General features: G+C 56.1%; 14 protein-coding genes and 3 tRNA genes. 6 read left to right on the top strand and 11 right to left on the bottom strand.

From position 1 onward, the window contains the following. Nucleotides 1-6: 6 nt before the first annotated feature. Both ALTER154_RS05260 and ALTER154_RS05255 read right to left on the bottom strand, forming a co-directional pair. Complete coding sequence (locus ALTER154_RS05260) at nucleotides 7-342, bottom strand: PilZ domain-containing protein (protein ID WP_090249340.1); 336 nt, start codon at nucleotides 340-342, stop codon at nucleotides 7-9. 9 nt (nucleotides 343-351) lie between these two features. Next, on the bottom strand, nucleotides 352-2,709 hold the full coding sequence (locus tag ALTER154_RS05255) for a DUF1631 domain-containing protein (RefSeq protein WP_160085536.1): 2,358 nt from the start codon (nucleotides 2,707-2,709) through the stop codon (nucleotides 352-354). Nucleotides 2,710-2,921: 212 nt separating this feature from the next. Here ALTER154_RS05255 and ALTER154_RS05250 point away from each other — a divergent pair. The 3 genes from ALTER154_RS05250 to ALTER154_RS05240 all read left to right on the top strand — a co-directional run bounded on the left by ALTER154_RS05250 (nucleotide 2,922) and on the right by ALTER154_RS05240 (nucleotide 3,164). Then, nucleotides 2,922-2,997, top strand: a tRNA-Asn gene (locus tag ALTER154_RS05250). Between the two features lie 9 nt (nucleotides 2,998-3,006). Then, nucleotides 3,007-3,083, top strand: a tRNA-Pro gene (locus ALTER154_RS05245). A 5-nt stretch (nucleotides 3,084-3,088) separates the two neighbouring features. Beyond that, nucleotides 3,089-3,164: transfer RNA gene (locus ALTER154_RS05240), tRNA-Lys, on the top strand. A gap of 164 nt (nucleotides 3,165-3,328) precedes the next feature. Here ALTER154_RS05240 and ALTER154_RS05235 read toward each other — a convergent pair. From ALTER154_RS05235 to ALTER154_RS05220, 4 genes are all read right to left on the bottom strand, one after another. Next, nucleotides 3,329-4,630: an NAD(P)/FAD-dependent oxidoreductase gene (locus ALTER154_RS05235; protein WP_160085535.1), complete on the bottom strand. Its 1,302-nt coding sequence runs from the start codon at nucleotides 4,628-4,630 to the stop codon at nucleotides 3,329-3,331. 63 nt (nucleotides 4,631-4,693) lie between these two features. Beyond that, nucleotides 4,694-4,867, bottom strand: a complete 174-nt coding sequence (locus ALTER154_RS05230; protein ID WP_160085534.1) for a DUF3094 family protein — start codon at nucleotides 4,865-4,867, stop codon at nucleotides 4,694-4,696. 81 nt (nucleotides 4,868-4,948) lie between these two features. Beyond that, the gene (locus tag ALTER154_RS05225; RefSeq protein WP_090249328.1) at nucleotides 4,949-5,443 is read right to left on the bottom strand and encodes an MOSC domain-containing protein; all 495 of its coding nucleotides are present in this window, start codon (nucleotides 5,441-5,443) and stop codon (nucleotides 4,949-4,951) included. Continuing rightward, the gene (locus tag ALTER154_RS05220) at nucleotides 5,440-6,069 is read right to left on the bottom strand and encodes a DUF1780 domain-containing protein (protein WP_160085533.1); all 630 of its coding nucleotides are present in this window, start codon (nucleotides 6,067-6,069) and stop codon (nucleotides 5,440-5,442) included. The genes ALTER154_RS05225 and ALTER154_RS05220 overlap by 4 nt, the downstream gene beginning before the upstream one ends. Before the next feature lie 134 nt (nucleotides 6,070-6,203). On the opposite strand from ALTER154_RS05220, the gene ALTER154_RS05215 reads away from it, so the two are divergent. Together ALTER154_RS05215 and ALTER154_RS05210 are read left to right on the top strand one after the other, a co-directional pair. Then, nucleotides 6,204-6,893, top strand: a complete 690-nt coding sequence (locus ALTER154_RS05215; RefSeq protein WP_160085532.1) for an energy-coupling factor ABC transporter permease — start codon at nucleotides 6,204-6,206, stop codon at nucleotides 6,891-6,893. Nucleotides 6,894-6,997: 104 nt separating this feature from the next. Further along, the gene (locus ALTER154_RS05210; protein ID WP_160085531.1) at nucleotides 6,998-7,213 is read left to right on the top strand and encodes a hypothetical protein; all 216 of its coding nucleotides are present in this window, start codon (nucleotides 6,998-7,000) and stop codon (nucleotides 7,211-7,213) included. Between the two features lie 3 nt (nucleotides 7,214-7,216). Here the strand turns inward: ALTER154_RS05210 and yacG are convergent, their stop codons facing one another. The 5 genes from yacG to pilB all read right to left on the bottom strand — a co-directional run bounded on the left by yacG (nucleotide 7,217) and on the right by pilB (nucleotide 11,981). Next, a complete protein-coding gene (gene yacG / locus ALTER154_RS05205; protein WP_090249319.1) occupies nucleotides 7,217-7,417 on the bottom strand; it encodes a DNA gyrase inhibitor YacG in 201 nt (66 codons plus the stop codon). Then, entirely contained in the window at nucleotides 7,414-8,028 is a 615-nt protein-coding gene (gene coaE / locus ALTER154_RS05200; protein ID WP_160085530.1) for a dephospho-CoA kinase, read from the bottom strand. The genes yacG and coaE overlap by 4 nt, the downstream gene beginning before the upstream one ends. Nucleotides 8,029-8,183: 155 nt before the next feature. Continuing rightward, on the bottom strand, nucleotides 8,184-9,053 hold the full coding sequence (locus ALTER154_RS05195) for an A24 family peptidase (protein ID WP_160085529.1): 870 nt from the start codon (nucleotides 9,051-9,053) through the stop codon (nucleotides 8,184-8,186). A 3-nt stretch (nucleotides 9,054-9,056) separates the two neighbouring features. Beyond that, a complete protein-coding gene (locus tag ALTER154_RS05190; RefSeq protein WP_160085528.1) occupies nucleotides 9,057-10,274 on the bottom strand; it encodes a type II secretion system F family protein in 1,218 nt (405 codons plus the stop codon). A gap of 3 nt (nucleotides 10,275-10,277) precedes the next feature. Continuing rightward, nucleotides 10,278-11,981 carry a type IV-A pilus assembly ATPase PilB gene (gene pilB, locus ALTER154_RS05185; protein WP_160085527.1) on the bottom strand — a complete coding sequence of 568 codons (1,704 nt, stop codon included), beginning with the start codon at nucleotides 11,979-11,981 and terminating at the stop codon, nucleotides 10,278-10,280. Nucleotides 11,982-12,201: 220 nt separating this feature from the next. On the opposite strand from pilB, the gene ALTER154_RS05180 reads away from it, so the two are divergent. Then, complete coding sequence (locus ALTER154_RS05180; RefSeq protein ID WP_160085526.1) at nucleotides 12,202-12,621, top strand: prepilin-type N-terminal cleavage/methylation domain-containing protein; 420 nt, start codon at nucleotides 12,202-12,204, stop codon at nucleotides 12,619-12,621. Nucleotides 12,622-12,767 lie beyond the last annotated feature (146 nt).

Below are 12,767 nucleotides of genomic sequence, written 5' to 3'. Positions count from 1 at the left end.
GGCGGATTACAGGTGCTTGAGCAGGACTTCCAGTGCGGCAGCCTGGTCTTCTGCCAGGTCAATGATGTGAAAGCCGGCCCAACAGTGCTGGCCGTCGGCGCCAGGACGACTCCACAGGCAATCAGCGCCGAGGGTGATTTCACAGACGCCCTCTACCGGTTGCTCACTCACTAGGCGGCACTCCACCAACTCGTCGGCGGCCAGCGGCGTATCGCTAAACAACATAAAGCCGTCGGCGGACAGGTCGACCACGCGGCCCAGGCGTTGTCCCGTGTGTAGGTCGAAGACTTCCAGCTGCACTTCGGCGTTATGCCGGCTGTGCAGGCGACGTTCGTCATCCATAGGAGTTCCTTATTCTTGAGGCTCAGCCGTGCGCCCGGTAAAACGCTGGAGCACGCGGTAAATGGCGGTAAGGGCACGGTCCACCAGTGGTGCACCTCGTTCGGGGGTGACGATGCGCGCCAGCCCTTGTTCCATTTCAGTGGCCAGCTGGGTGAGTGGCTTGATTGCTACGCGCTGGCCGCTCTGGTCGACAAACATGTAGTTGCGAGTTGTTGGGCTGAACCAGGACAACTTGAGTGTGCGCACCTGCTCGCCATTGACGAACTCGAACCAGGTGCCGAACTCGATATGTCCCAGCTCTTTAGCCAGCGCCAGCGCGCGCGTCGAGAGTGTTGATTCGCGTGGTGCCAGAGTGGCCAGCGCGGCGTCTTCACCGAGCATGGCGCCGAGTGGGCTCTCGGGCAGGATGGGTTTGAGCTGGGCGGCCACTTGTGGCTGTTTAGCCTGTACGGCATGTTGGCAGGCCACGAGGTCCTGCAGCAGCCGGCGGATGCCGTCTTCGTGGTAGCCGCCCAGCAGCTCCAGGCCTTTGCGCAGGTCTTCGAGCAGCGGTACGCGTAATTTCTGCAGGCGCTCACGGCCGGCGTCGTCAAGCAGGGTGCCACTCCAGGCCAGTTGCTCGGCCGCTTCGCAGGCGCGCTGCCATTCCGGGCTCTGCTCACCATTGCGCAGCAGTACAAAGACCAGTACGTCCGCCCAGGTTAGTTCGAGGAAGTTGCGGATGATGGTCGGCGGTTGACGATTATTCAGGCTGTTGCCGATCACTTCGACTGCATGCTGACGAGCGCCAAGCAGTTTGTCGCGGCCTTTGGCCGCTTCTACTGCACGGCGCTCGCGCAGCTCGACCTTATGGCGGAGTGTCGCAACGAATTCGTTGAACTCCTCCAGTAGGTTGTTAAACAGTTGCAGGTCGCCGAAAAAATCATGGATAACCCGCTCAACCACCCACTGCATTTTGGCCAGCAGACCGCGTTCGTCGCCTTCCCCGCCATATAGAACACCGGCTTGGGCCATGGCATTGAGCAGGCGCCGGGCCGGGTGGTGGTGCTGGGTGAACAGCGCTTTGTCCTGCAGTGCCACTTTCAGGTAGGGCGTATGCAAGTGGGATAGGGTGGTCTTGCACGTGTCCGGCAGGTTGTCGTCGTCGAGGATAAAGTCGAACAGCATGCCGACCAGGTCGATCACGTCGGCTTCTTGGTCAGAAACCTTCTGCTGGCCCGGTAACTCGCTGTGCGCCTCCAGCTGCTGTTGCAAATCTGCCTTGAGGCCTTCTACCTGTTGCGGGCGACTCAGCCGCTGCGACAGGTCGTTGGCTGATTGTTGCTGCATGCGATTCAGCGCATCCAGCAGGGCTGAGGCGCTGTAGGTGCTGGTCGCCTCGCGCGGTGTGAAGCTGGCAATGCTGCGCGTGCCGCCAAGGAGTGGCGCGTCAATATCGCGCTGGCGGTGTTCACCCAGTAGTGTCGCCAGGCTGCCGAGCAATTCCAGGGGGTCACTCGGTGGTGGGCCGCTGAGGTCTGTAATGACAGGCTTGTAGGATTGCCCTGGCGCTGGTGCCGAAGGCGTACCGGTCTGGCTGTTGCTGGCGGAGCTGCTGCCTTGAGGTGCTTGCTCGGTCGGAGCGGCAGTCGAGGTTTTAGGCCGCAGCAGTGGATTGTTGCGCTGTGCGGTGTACTTCAAATTTGGCAGCACACCTGCATCGATCAGGCGTTGATTCAATGCGGTATAGATGCTGTCCAGGCTCTGCATAACATGTGTATCAAACAACGTATAAAGGATGACCTTTATACGCAGTGGAAATGGGCAGGGCGTCAGAGCATCGCGAAACGCCTGGGCAATCATCTGCGGGCCAAAGGGATTGATGTCCTCACCCAGTTTCTGGCCGTTATTAAGGAGTGCCAGGCGTTGTTCCAGAGCAAACAGTGATTGCGCGCAGCGCGCCTTGACCCGGCTGACCATATTGGTGACTTGCAGGCTTTCTTCATAATCCTCGTTTTGCACCAACGCCATGTGCTCAGCGTCCAGCTTGCTGGTGCTGGGCGGTGGCTTGAGTTTGCCTTCGAGGAAATCAGAGAAATTCTGTGCAATTTGCTGATGATAGCTGCGTTCAATCTGCGGACGCTGTCGGCGGATCTCGCGCATGTTGTCGAAGAACAGGGTTTGCACCTGATTGTTCTCGGCTTTTTCGGCGCATTCGAACAGCGTGTCGTCGACCTGGGCAAAGACCCCCGTCAGGTGTTCAGCCAGGCGGTTCATCACTAGTTTTCGACAACTTTGCACCAAGTCGCCGAAGCGTGGCTGGATGCCACGGCTGGCAAGGGTGTGCGTTGAGCCGGGTGGATTTGGCGGTGTGCCCTGGTTACTCATGGACTTTCCTGGCTGGAGCCTTACGGCTTGTGCGTCCTGCAATGAATACAGACCTAGTGAAGATATAGCAGCCGCTCACGCAGCTGCAAATCATTGTACTAAAAGCAATTTAAGGGGTTGACAGGCGCGCGCGGAAACGTAAAATGGCGCGCCTTAGACACGGGAAACGATTTAATAACCGGCTCCAGTTTCTGAGAACGGAAGCAAGTAGTTCCGCGATAGCTCAGTCGGTAGAGCAAATGACTGTTAATCATTGGGTCCCAGGTTCGAGTCCTGGTCGCGGAGCCAATCTTTCATCGGGGTATAGCGCAGTCCGGTAGCGCGCCTGCTTTGGGAGCAGGATGTCGGGAGTTCGAATCCCCCTACCCCGACCATTTTTGGGTCGTTAGCTCAGTTGGTAGAGCAGTTGGCTTTTAACCAATTGGTCGTAGGTTCGAATCCCACACGACCCACCATTTCAAGCATGCTTGAATGATAAAAAACCCGCCTAGTGCGGGTTTTTTATTGCCTGCGATTTATGTCGACCTCCATTCTTTGGCGGATTTAAACTCAAGAACTGGCCATGCCGCACATGGTGCTGGGCGGCCATGGCGAGTTCCTGTGGATAGGGTTGAGCCAATCAATGCAGCTTTAGACGCGGCTCGGTGCTGCGGCCGATGCGGTCGCCAAGCATCATCAGCAGTGTGCGGGTGACGCCGTATAGAGCGATCTGGTGCATGCGGTAGAGCGAGACGTAGAACATCCTGGCCAGCCAGCCTTCGAGCATAACGCTGCCGGTCAGGTTGCCCATCAGGTTGCCGACCGCAGAGAAGGTCGACAGCGAGATCAGTGAGCCGTAATCGCGGTAGCGGTATTCCGGCAGGGCTTTGCCCTCAATGCACAGCTTCAGCGATTTAGCCAGCAACGAGGCTTGCTGATGCGCCGCTTGCGCGCGCGGCGGCACGTTGCGTCCTTCGCTGCCGGGTTGTGGGCAGGCGGCGCAGTCGCCGAAGGCAAAAATGTTGTCGTCCAGGGTGGTTTGCAGTGTCAGGCGCACCTGCAATTGGTTGATGCGATTACTTTCCAGGCCATCCAGCTCTTTAAGGAAGTCAGGTGCGCGAATCCCCGCCGCCCAGACTTTCAAGGTGGCTGGGATGACTTGACCTTGCGCGGTATGCAGCGCCTCGCGAGTGACCTGGCTGACGGCTGCGCCGGTGAGGACGGTTACGCCGAGTTTCTCCAAGGTCTTATGCACGGGCTGGCTGATCCGCTCCGGCAGGGCAGGCAAGACCCTGGGGCCGGCTTCAATCAGGGTGATGCGCATGTTTTCCGGGCTGATCCGATCCAAGCCGTAGGCAGCCAATTCGCGTGCGGCATGGTGCAGTTCGGCGGCCAGTTCAACACCTGTTGCGCCGGCGCCGACGATGGCGATGTTGATTAGCTCGGTAGCTACGCTTTGGCTGGCGTGCGCGCGCAGGTAGTGGCTGAGCAGTTGGTGGTGGAAGCGTTCGGCCTGCTCGCGGGTGTCGAGAAACAGGCAGTGCTCGGCGGCGCCCGACGTTCCGAAGTCATTGGTGGTACTTCCCACAGCAATAACCAGGCTGTCATAGCTGAGCTCGCGCGCAGGCATGAGCACCTGCCCCTGATCATCCAGGGTGGCAGCAAGGCTGATACGTTTTTCTGCGCGATTGAGGTCGCACATCCGCCCCAGTTGGAATTCGAAGTGATTCCATTTGGCTTGCGCCACGTAGTTGAGTTCATCACCTGAGGAGTTCAGCGAGCCCGCGGCCACTTCGTGCAGCAGCGGTTTCCAGATGTGGGTCAGGTTGGCGTCAACCAGGGTGATCTTGGCTTGGCTGCGTTTACCCAGGGTTCTACCCAGGCGGGTAGCAAGCTCCAGTCCGCCGGCGCCGCCGCCGACAATTACGATTTGATGAGTCATCAGACACGCTCACAAGGCTTTTAAGAAAAAGTGGCGAGTCGCAGTGGGCGAGCGCTAAGCAGCTCATAGCACCAGTCGACTCAGAAGACGGCTCAGCACACCCAGACCAATCGTGACCATTACGATGATCAGCAGCAGTCGCCAGACTTTGAACGGCTGGCGCTCGACCTGATGTTGCGGAGCGCTAAGGTATTGCTCGACACGTTTTTGATCATCAGGATTCAGGCGACTGGACATGCGTGCCTCGAATTAAGGGGCCGGTTGGCAATTGATGGGATCGATTGCAGGCTGAAGTGCTGGGCATTCTAGCCGCGCGACTTATAAAGGCTCAACGCGCAGGGCGTCATTCAAGCGAATAATGCCCCCTTGTAGCACGCGCGCGGTAATTCCGCCGTGGCCGCGCATGGCCTGAAAGGTACCAAGCCCTAAGCGTTCCTCCAGCTTGGCGCAGGGTTGGCACCAGCCGGTGGTTTCCAGTATCGCCTGGCCGAGGCGGAAGCGTCGGCCCTTGAGGCTGAATAGGTTGATGCCACTTATGGCGATATTGCGCCGCAGTTCAATCGGGTTGATCGGCTGTTCGGTAGGGCGACCCATTAAGGCGCTTATCACCGCGAGGTGTTCCCATTGAATTAGGGTGACTTGCCTGGCATTGCGCGGCCCCGGCCGGCTGTGGTCGCCGGTGAGGCCTGCTTCACGGCGCGCTTCCACGGCGTCCAATTCAATCATCGTTGCTCGCGATGCGGGGCGCACGCCTATCCAGCGTACACAGCCTTGCTGAGGTACGGCGGCAAGCAGTTCATGCAGAGGACTCACAGGCTGATACCTACATCGAAAAGTATGCTGCGACCGAGGTTGTGGCGCAGAAAGTCGGGTGCGCTCGGGTGGGCGAACAGCACGCGGGCAAAAGTCGGGCCGACCAGTGATAGCGAGCGCCATCCTTGGCGGAGAAACTCGGTCGGTGGTGGAAAGTGGCTGTTGAAGTCTGGCACGGCGCGCTTCAGGTTGACGTAGGCGAGCAAGTCCAGCTCGCCCAGGTCGAGGCCGCGCTCTTTGTAGTTGTGGGCTTTTTTGCGCAGGGTGGGCGTCAGCCGCTGTTGCAGTTCGGCGGCGGCAATGCGCCGTGGTTTGGTTTCGCGCCGCACCAGTTGGCTGAGGGAAAACGCGCTGCGTCGTCGTTCCAGTTCGGCACGCCATTCATCATTCAGGCGACGGCCTTCGTCGAGGACGAAGAACACTTCAAAGCTGGCCTCGCGGAACAATACGTCGGGTGGTTCATGGTTGGCGGCGCTGAATTCATCCAGGCGGTGGCTGACGTTCAAGGCTTGCAGCAGGCGCTGGCAGACCCAGCGCTCGCGCTCCCACTTGCGCGCGTTGGAGAGAAAGGCATTGGCTTGTTCGGCCTGGTGCGTCAGCAGGCGCAAATAGTCTGAGTCATCCATAGGCTCAGCTTAGCCTGCGCGGTTGGGTTGTTGGTACCCCTCTGCGGCGGTTGTTGCGTGCTTTTCATGTGTTGCTGGAGCCCGCAGTTGTAGACTGCATAAGTCGGCCACGATGGCTTGGGGGGTTGTTCCGCATGATTGCCGCGCACTTGTTGTCTTCCACCAGTCTGATACTGGGTTGGCTGATCTATCTGCCGCTGCTGTGCTGGGCGATCTGGCGTGCGCCCTGGGTCGAGCTCTGCAGTGATCTGCGTCGTCAGCATTTGCTGGGTGGTACAGCGCTGGCGCTGTTTGTGCTGTGGTTGGTGCGTCGGGATTTCGACTCGGGCCTGTCCTATCACTTTATCGGCATGACGGCGGTCACCTTGCTGCTGGATTGGCCGTTGGCCATGCTGGTGGGGTTGATTGCCCAGCTGGGGCTGCTGGTGCTGGGCCGACAGGATCTTGCCGCCCTGGGTGTTAATGGCGTGCTGCTGGTGGTGATACCCGTGTGGGTGACCGAAGCCTGCGCGCTTTGGGTTGAGAAAAAGCAGCCTCGCAATCTGTTCGTCTACATATTCTTCAGCGGCTTCTTAGCCGCTGCGCTGGCTGCCTTGCTGTGTATCGCTGCCGCCTTCACCTTGCTTTGGGTGGACGGGTTGTTCCCGATGCCGCCCTGGCTGGAGGATTTTATCGGCTACCTCTGGCTGGTGATTTTCCCCGAGGCCTTTATCAACGGCATGCTGGTGACTGCGCTGGTGGTGTTCTATCCAGACTGGCTGGAGACCTTCAACCGCACGCGTTATCTGGCCGCGCCCTGGAAGGGGGATGATCTGCCGCGCTGATGGCGCGCCCTTCAGCGTTTCGATTGCGTTGTGCTGGTTGATCCAGATCAAGTTGCGCGAATGGCTATGCGCGATCTTGCATCTATCAACAGAGAGGACGTGACATGGGCGTGCATCAATGGGCGAGGCAGGCAATCGAGCAGAGTTTGCAGGGTGTAGAGGCGCAGTGTTTTGATCAGGCCATGGCGCTGCGGGCTTTACTCAGCGCAGTAGTCGAGCGTAGCCGGGCCGGGCGCAGCGCGGCGGATCTGGCCGCCGAGCTGCAGTTTCTCGCGGACAATCTGGATGACGAGCGCGATTACAGCTTTATGCGGCCTTAACTATCAGTGCTCGCGCGGCGGTAGCTCGCCAGAGAACAGATCATCTTCCAGCGGGTTGCCGGCGATCGCGTGCTCTTCTGAGGCCCAGGCGCCGAGGTCGATCAGCTTGCAGCGTTCGCTGCAGAATGGCCGGCTCGGGCTTTGCGGGCCCCATTCGACGGGGGCGCTACAGGTGGGGCAGGCGACTAGGGTTGGCGTACTCATGCTTGGCCTCCGCGTAGGCTTAGGTAAAAGGTGTGGAGTCGTTCCACTTCGGCTCGCAGCCAGGGCAAGTCTTGATCATTAAGCAGTACGTCATGGGCATGTTGCAGGCGTTCTGCACGGCTGGCCTGGGCTTTGAGAATAGCCTGCACCTGTTCGTTGGAGCTCTGGTCGCGAGCCATGGTGCGCTGCACTTGCAGCTTTTCAGGTGCGTCCACCACCAGTATGCGCTGGGTCAGCTTGTGCTGGCCTGACTCAACCAGCAGTGGCGAAACCAGAATGGCATAGGGTGATTCTGCGCGCGCTAGGTACTGGATGATTTCCTGGCCGATAAGCGGATGCAGTAGCGCTTCGAGCCAGCGTCGTTCATTGGCATCGGCAAAAATCCGGTTTCGCAGTGCTGTGCGATCAAGCTGGCCGTCGGCCTGCAACACATCGCTGCCGAAGTGCTCGGCTATCTTGGCCAGCGCTGGCTTACCCGGCTCAACCACCCAGCGCGCCGCATGATCGGCATCGACCAGATGCACGCCTAGATCAATAAAGTGCTGAGCGACAGCGCTCTTACCGCTGCCAATGCCGCCGGTAAGGCCAAGAATCCAGGGTTTTGTCGTCAAAGTTCGCGCTCGTATCGGTCATCCAGGGGCGCGATTGTAGTGCAGCTGATTGGCTGCTGGCGAACGATAGGGATATGCCCGCTAAGTGCAGGGGCTTTCGAGATGTCGCTGACGGGGTACCTTAACCCGGATGCAGACCGAGTCAAGTTGCTCTATCAGAAACCGGCGATCTTCAGATAACCGGAGGTGATTTGCTCACCCCAGATCAAGGCAATCCAACCGGCAATCGCCAGGTAAGGACCGAAGGGTATAGGCGTGCTGGCTTCCGCGTTTCGCAGGCGCAGCATGACCAAGCCTAGCACCGCGCCAACCAACGATGACAGCAATATCGTCAGCGGCAATACCTGCCAGCCACCCCATGCGCCGAGCATCGCCAGCAGCTTGAAGTCACCGTAACCCATGCCTTCCTTGCCCGTTACCAGCTTGAACAGCCAGTACACCGACCACAGGCTCAAATAGCCAGCAATCGCGCCCCAGAGCGCATCTTCCAGGCTGGTAAACAGGCCAAAACTATTGGCAATCAAACCTAGCCACAGCAGAGGTAGCACCAGCGAGTCTGGCAGCAGCTGATGATCGACATCGATCAAGCTCATCGCCAGCAGGCCCCATGCCAGCAGTAGCATCGCGCCAGCCTGCCAGGTAAAGCCGAAATGCCAGGCGATAAAGGCCGACAACAAGCCGCAGGTCAGCTCAATCAGCGGGTAGCGCAGGCTGATTGGCGATTTACAGCTTGAACACTTTCCGCGTAAAAACAGATAGCTGATAACCGGAACGTTTTCCCAAGGTTTTATCTCGTGGGAGCAGTGCGGGCAGCTTGAGTTGGGTAATACCAGATTAAATGTTGCTGTTTGGGACTCAGAAGGCAGCTCCAATATTTCACGGGCCTGCTCGCGCCACTCGCGTTGCATCATCTTTGGCAGACGATAAATCAGTACGTTAAGAAAACTACCGACTAGCAAGCCAATAAGCAGCGCACATAAAATAAAGGCCAGCACATGGCTGGCCAAGAAGTCGATTACGGACATAGGTTAAACAACTGCGCCCAGTTGGAAAATTGGTAAGTACATGGCGATGATCAGGCCGCCGACAAGTACGCCCAGTACCGACATAATAAGGGGCTCCATCAGGCTGGTCAGACCATCGACAGCGTTGTCGACCTCGGCTTCATAATAACTGGCCACCTTATCCAGCATCATATCCAAAGCACCAGACTCTTCACCGATGGCGGTCATTTGAATTGCCATTGAGGGGAATACAGCCGTGCTGCGCATAGAGAAGTTCAGCTGCATACCGGCGCTGACATCTTGCTTGATTTTATTGACGGCATTCTTGAATACGATATTGCCAGTAGCCCCAGCTACAGAGTCCAATGCCTCTACAAGTGGTACACCTGCAGCGAAGGTGGTTGCTAGGGTGCGGGCATAACGTGCAACAGATGATTTGTAGATAATGTCGCCGACAATTGGTGCTTTTAAAGCTGTTCGATCAATCCAGTTTCTGAACTTTTCAGAGCGTTTTTTTGTTTCCCCTAGTGTGAAAATAGCGGCAAACATAGCAATAAGTATGACGAACCACCATTTTTGAAGTGCTTGGGATATACCGATAACAAACTGAGTGAATGCAGGTAGCTCCGCTCCGAAGTTTGAAAATACAGTCTCGAATTGCGGTACTACTTTTATAAGAAGAATTGCTGATACGATAATTGCGACAACCACTACGGCTATTGGGTAGTTCATGGCTTTTTTAATTTTTGCCTTTAGTGCTTCAGTTTTTTCTTTGTAGGTGGCTACTCGGTCAAGTAAGTCCTCAAGTGCACCAGCTTGTTCGCCGGCGTCCACTAAATTGCAAAATAAATCATCAAAGTATTCTGGGCGTGTGCGTAGTGACGCAGCAAAACTATTACCGGCAGCGACGTGCTGTTTTATGTCATCAACCAGCTTGCGCATATTGGGGTTGTCTAGACCCTCACCAATAATTTCGAAAGACTGAAGCAAAGGTACTCCGGCTTTCATCATGGTGGCCATCTGCCGAGCAAACAGCGCAATATCCATCGGCTTAATTTTTTTCCCGGCGCTGAACAGGGATGCAGATTTTTTGCGTACTTTGGTTGGATTTATGCCCTGCTTGCGCAGTTGCGCCTTCACCAGGGCTGGGTTCTGGCCGCTGACCTCACCTTTTATTTTGGCACCCTGCTTGTTCGTACCTTCCCAAGCAAAAGTGCTGGTTTTTAGTGCTTTAACGGCCATCGGTTAGTCCTTAGTCACACGGTTCACTTCAGCGAGGCTGGTCACGCCCTGCATGGCCTTCAGCAGCGCTGAAGTACGCAGGTCATTAAAGCCGTCTTTGCGCATCTGGATAGAAATATCAATAGAGTTGCCTTCCTCCATGATAATCCGTTGTAGGGCCGGCGTGTTTTTAACCACTTCATAAATCCCGACACGACCTTTGTAGCCGCCATTGCAGTTTTCGCAGCCTACAGGCTCAAAAATCTTAAAAGTGCCAATCTTATTCTCCGGGAAGCCTTCTTCAAGCAAGGTTTCGCGGGGAACCTGTATTTCCTTTTTGCAGTTATTGCAGAGCTTGCGAGCCAGGCGCTGGGCAATGATCAGGTTTACCGAGGTGGCAATGTTAAATGAGGGGACACCCATATTGCGCAGGCGAGTCAGTGTTTCTGCTGCGCTGTTGGTGTGCAGGGTTGACATGACCATGTGGCCAGTTTGTGCTGCTTTGATGGCGATGGATGCGGTATCCAGGTCGCGTATCTCACCAACCATGATGATGTCAGGGTCCTGGCGCAGGAACGATTTAAGTGCGGCGGTAAAGTCCATGCCTTGCTTAGGGTTGACGTTGACCTGGTTGATGCCTTCCAGGTTGATTTCCACCGGGTCTTCGGCGGTGGAGATATTCACGTCGACGGTATTTAGGATGTTAAGGCCGGTATAGAGCGAAACGGTTTTGCCAGAGCCGGTTGGGCCGGTTACCAAGATCATCCCTTGAGGCTGTTTGAGTGCCGACATGTAGAGATCTTTTTGAGATTCTTCATAGCCAAGGGCGTCGATGCCCATCTGGGCGCTTGCAGAGTCAAGAATTCGCATTACGATCTTCTCACCCCATAGCGTAGGGCAAGTGCTGACGCGAAAATCGATTGATTTGCTTTTGGATATACGCATCTTGATGCGCCCATCTTGCGGTTTGCGGCGCTCGGAAATATCCAGGCCTGCCATAACCTTAAGTCGAGCCGAAATACGAGGTGATAACTGGATGGGCGGACGAGCTATCTCGTGCAGAATGCCGTCGGTGCGGAAGCGCACACGGTAGGCTTTCTCGTAAGGCTCAAAGTGCAGATCCGAAGAGCCGCCTTTAATGGCATCCAATAGCATCTTATTAACGAAGCGTACAACTGGCGCATCATCGGCTGCGTTGCCGTCGCCTTTGTCCTGCGTATCGTCATTGACCGCTTCAACATCGAGGCCGTCGAGGTCTATGTCGCCGAGATCCTCCATGCCGCTTGCAGCTGAGTCGAAGAATTTCTCGATTGCCTCACCAAGCTTGTCGTCTTCGACCAGGATGGCTTCTGTATTCATCCCTGTGCTGAACTGAATGTCAGTGACTGCTTGGTGGTTGGTTGGGTCGGAAACGGCAATAAAAAGCTTGTTACCGCGACGCCATAGCGGCAGTACGCGGTGCTGGCGCACCAGTTTTTCGGTTACCAGGTCTTTGGGTTGGCTTTCCTTGTCTATTGCATTCAAGTCAACGAATGACACACCGAATTGTTCGGATGCAAGCTCGGCCAGAACGCGGCTTTTGACCAGCTTGTTCTGCACTAGGTAGGTGACCAGCGACAATTTATTTCGCTGGGCTTGGCTTTGTGCCTGCTGGGCTGCTTTTTCGTCCAGCAGCTCGGCTAGCACCATTTGCCGTGCAAGGCCTGTAAGGGAAACGCTATCGTTCATTGCATGCTCCTAAACAATCCTCGCCTTATAGCCTAGTTGATCTTGGCTGCCAAACGCGGCTGTTGTGGGTGACAAAAAAGGTCACTTTGTGTCTGTAAGGCAGTGGTCTTTAGGCTGGGATTGATTGTGCTGCGTGATGGGCGCTCTATTCTGTTGTTGGCATGGGCTGTGCAGGAAGCATCACAGGTCGTTGACCTAAACACACCTAGGAGAGATTTGTATGAAAGCTCAAATGCAAAAAGGCTTTACCCTGATTGAATTGATGATCGTGGTTGCGATCATCGGTATTCTGGCTGCCATCGCGCTGCCGGCCTATCAGGATTACACCAACCGTGCTCGTGCGTCGGAAATCGTATTGGCTGCTAGTGGTGCGCGCACTTGTGTAACAGAAATCAACCAGAGCGTAACAACCTTTGCCTCTGCTGATTACAGTGGCTGTGATGCGCTTTCTCAGGTGGGGGCTTACAACACTGCGGTGGACGTAAACAATGCCACTGGTGTAGTGGTAGCTACTGGGACTATCAATGCTCAAACAGTGACTGTCACGCTAACTCCAACTGCACTAGGCAATGCTGGTCGTATTGCTTCTTGGCGTTGCACTGGTACTCCGCTGAACATGATGCCAGGTAGCTGTAAGTGAGTTTTTAGACTGGTGCTTATGCTCGATTGGGTGGTTCGTGGTTTTGACTGCCCATAGTTTTTGAGCTCGCTTTTTTAGAAGCCCAAAACGCCTCGGTTATCCGGGGCGTTTTATTAAGTTTAAAAAAGCTGATATTTACAGTGTTT

The organism is Pseudomonas sp. 9AZ, from assembly GCF_902506525.1.
Classification (GTDB): Bacteria; Pseudomonadota; Gammaproteobacteria; order Pseudomonadales; family Pseudomonadaceae; genus Aquipseudomonas; species Aquipseudomonas peli.
Note: the sequence above shows the minus strand (reverse complement) of the source record. Positions and strands in the feature narration are given on the sequence as shown.

What these genes read in the sequence shown, in the direction of transcription:
- ALTER154_RS05260 (WP_090249340.1), bottom strand. Translation starts at nt 342, where the DNA reads ATGGATGACGAACGTCGCCTGCACAGCCGGCATAACGCCGAAGTGCAG.
- ALTER154_RS05255 (WP_160085536.1), bottom strand. Translation starts at nt 2,709, where the DNA reads ATGAGTAACCAGGGCACACCGCCAAATCCACCCGGCTCAACGCACACC.
- ALTER154_RS05235 (WP_160085535.1), bottom strand. Translation starts at nt 4,630, where the DNA reads ATGACTCATCAAATCGTAATTGTCGGCGGCGGCGCCGGCGGACTGGAG.
- ALTER154_RS05230 (WP_160085534.1), bottom strand. Translation starts at nt 4,867, where the DNA reads ATGTCCAGTCGCCTGAATCCTGATGATCAAAAACGTGTCGAGCAATAC.
- ALTER154_RS05220 (WP_160085533.1), bottom strand. Translation starts at nt 6,069, where the DNA reads ATGGATGACTCAGACTATTTGCGCCTGCTGACGCACCAGGCCGAACAA.
- ALTER154_RS05215 (WP_160085532.1), top strand. Translation starts at nt 6,204, where the DNA reads ATGATTGCCGCGCACTTGTTGTCTTCCACCAGTCTGATACTGGGTTGG.
- ALTER154_RS05210 (WP_160085531.1), top strand. Translation starts at nt 6,998, where the DNA reads ATGGGCGTGCATCAATGGGCGAGGCAGGCAATCGAGCAGAGTTTGCAG.
- yacG (WP_090249319.1), bottom strand. Translation starts at nt 7,417, where the DNA reads ATGAGTACGCCAACCCTAGTCGCCTGCCCCACCTGTAGCGCCCCCGTC.
- ALTER154_RS05195 (WP_160085529.1), bottom strand. Translation starts at nt 9,053, where the DNA reads ATGTCCGTAATCGACTTCTTGGCCAGCCATGTGCTGGCCTTTATTTTA.
- ALTER154_RS05190 (WP_160085528.1), bottom strand. Translation starts at nt 10,274, where the DNA reads ATGGCCGTTAAAGCACTAAAAACCAGCACTTTTGCTTGGGAAGGTACG.
- pilB (WP_160085527.1), bottom strand. Translation starts at nt 11,981, where the DNA reads ATGAACGATAGCGTTTCCCTTACAGGCCTTGCACGGCAAATGGTGCTA.
- ALTER154_RS05180 (WP_160085526.1), top strand. Translation starts at nt 12,202, where the DNA reads ATGAAAGCTCAAATGCAAAAAGGCTTTACCCTGATTGAATTGATGATC.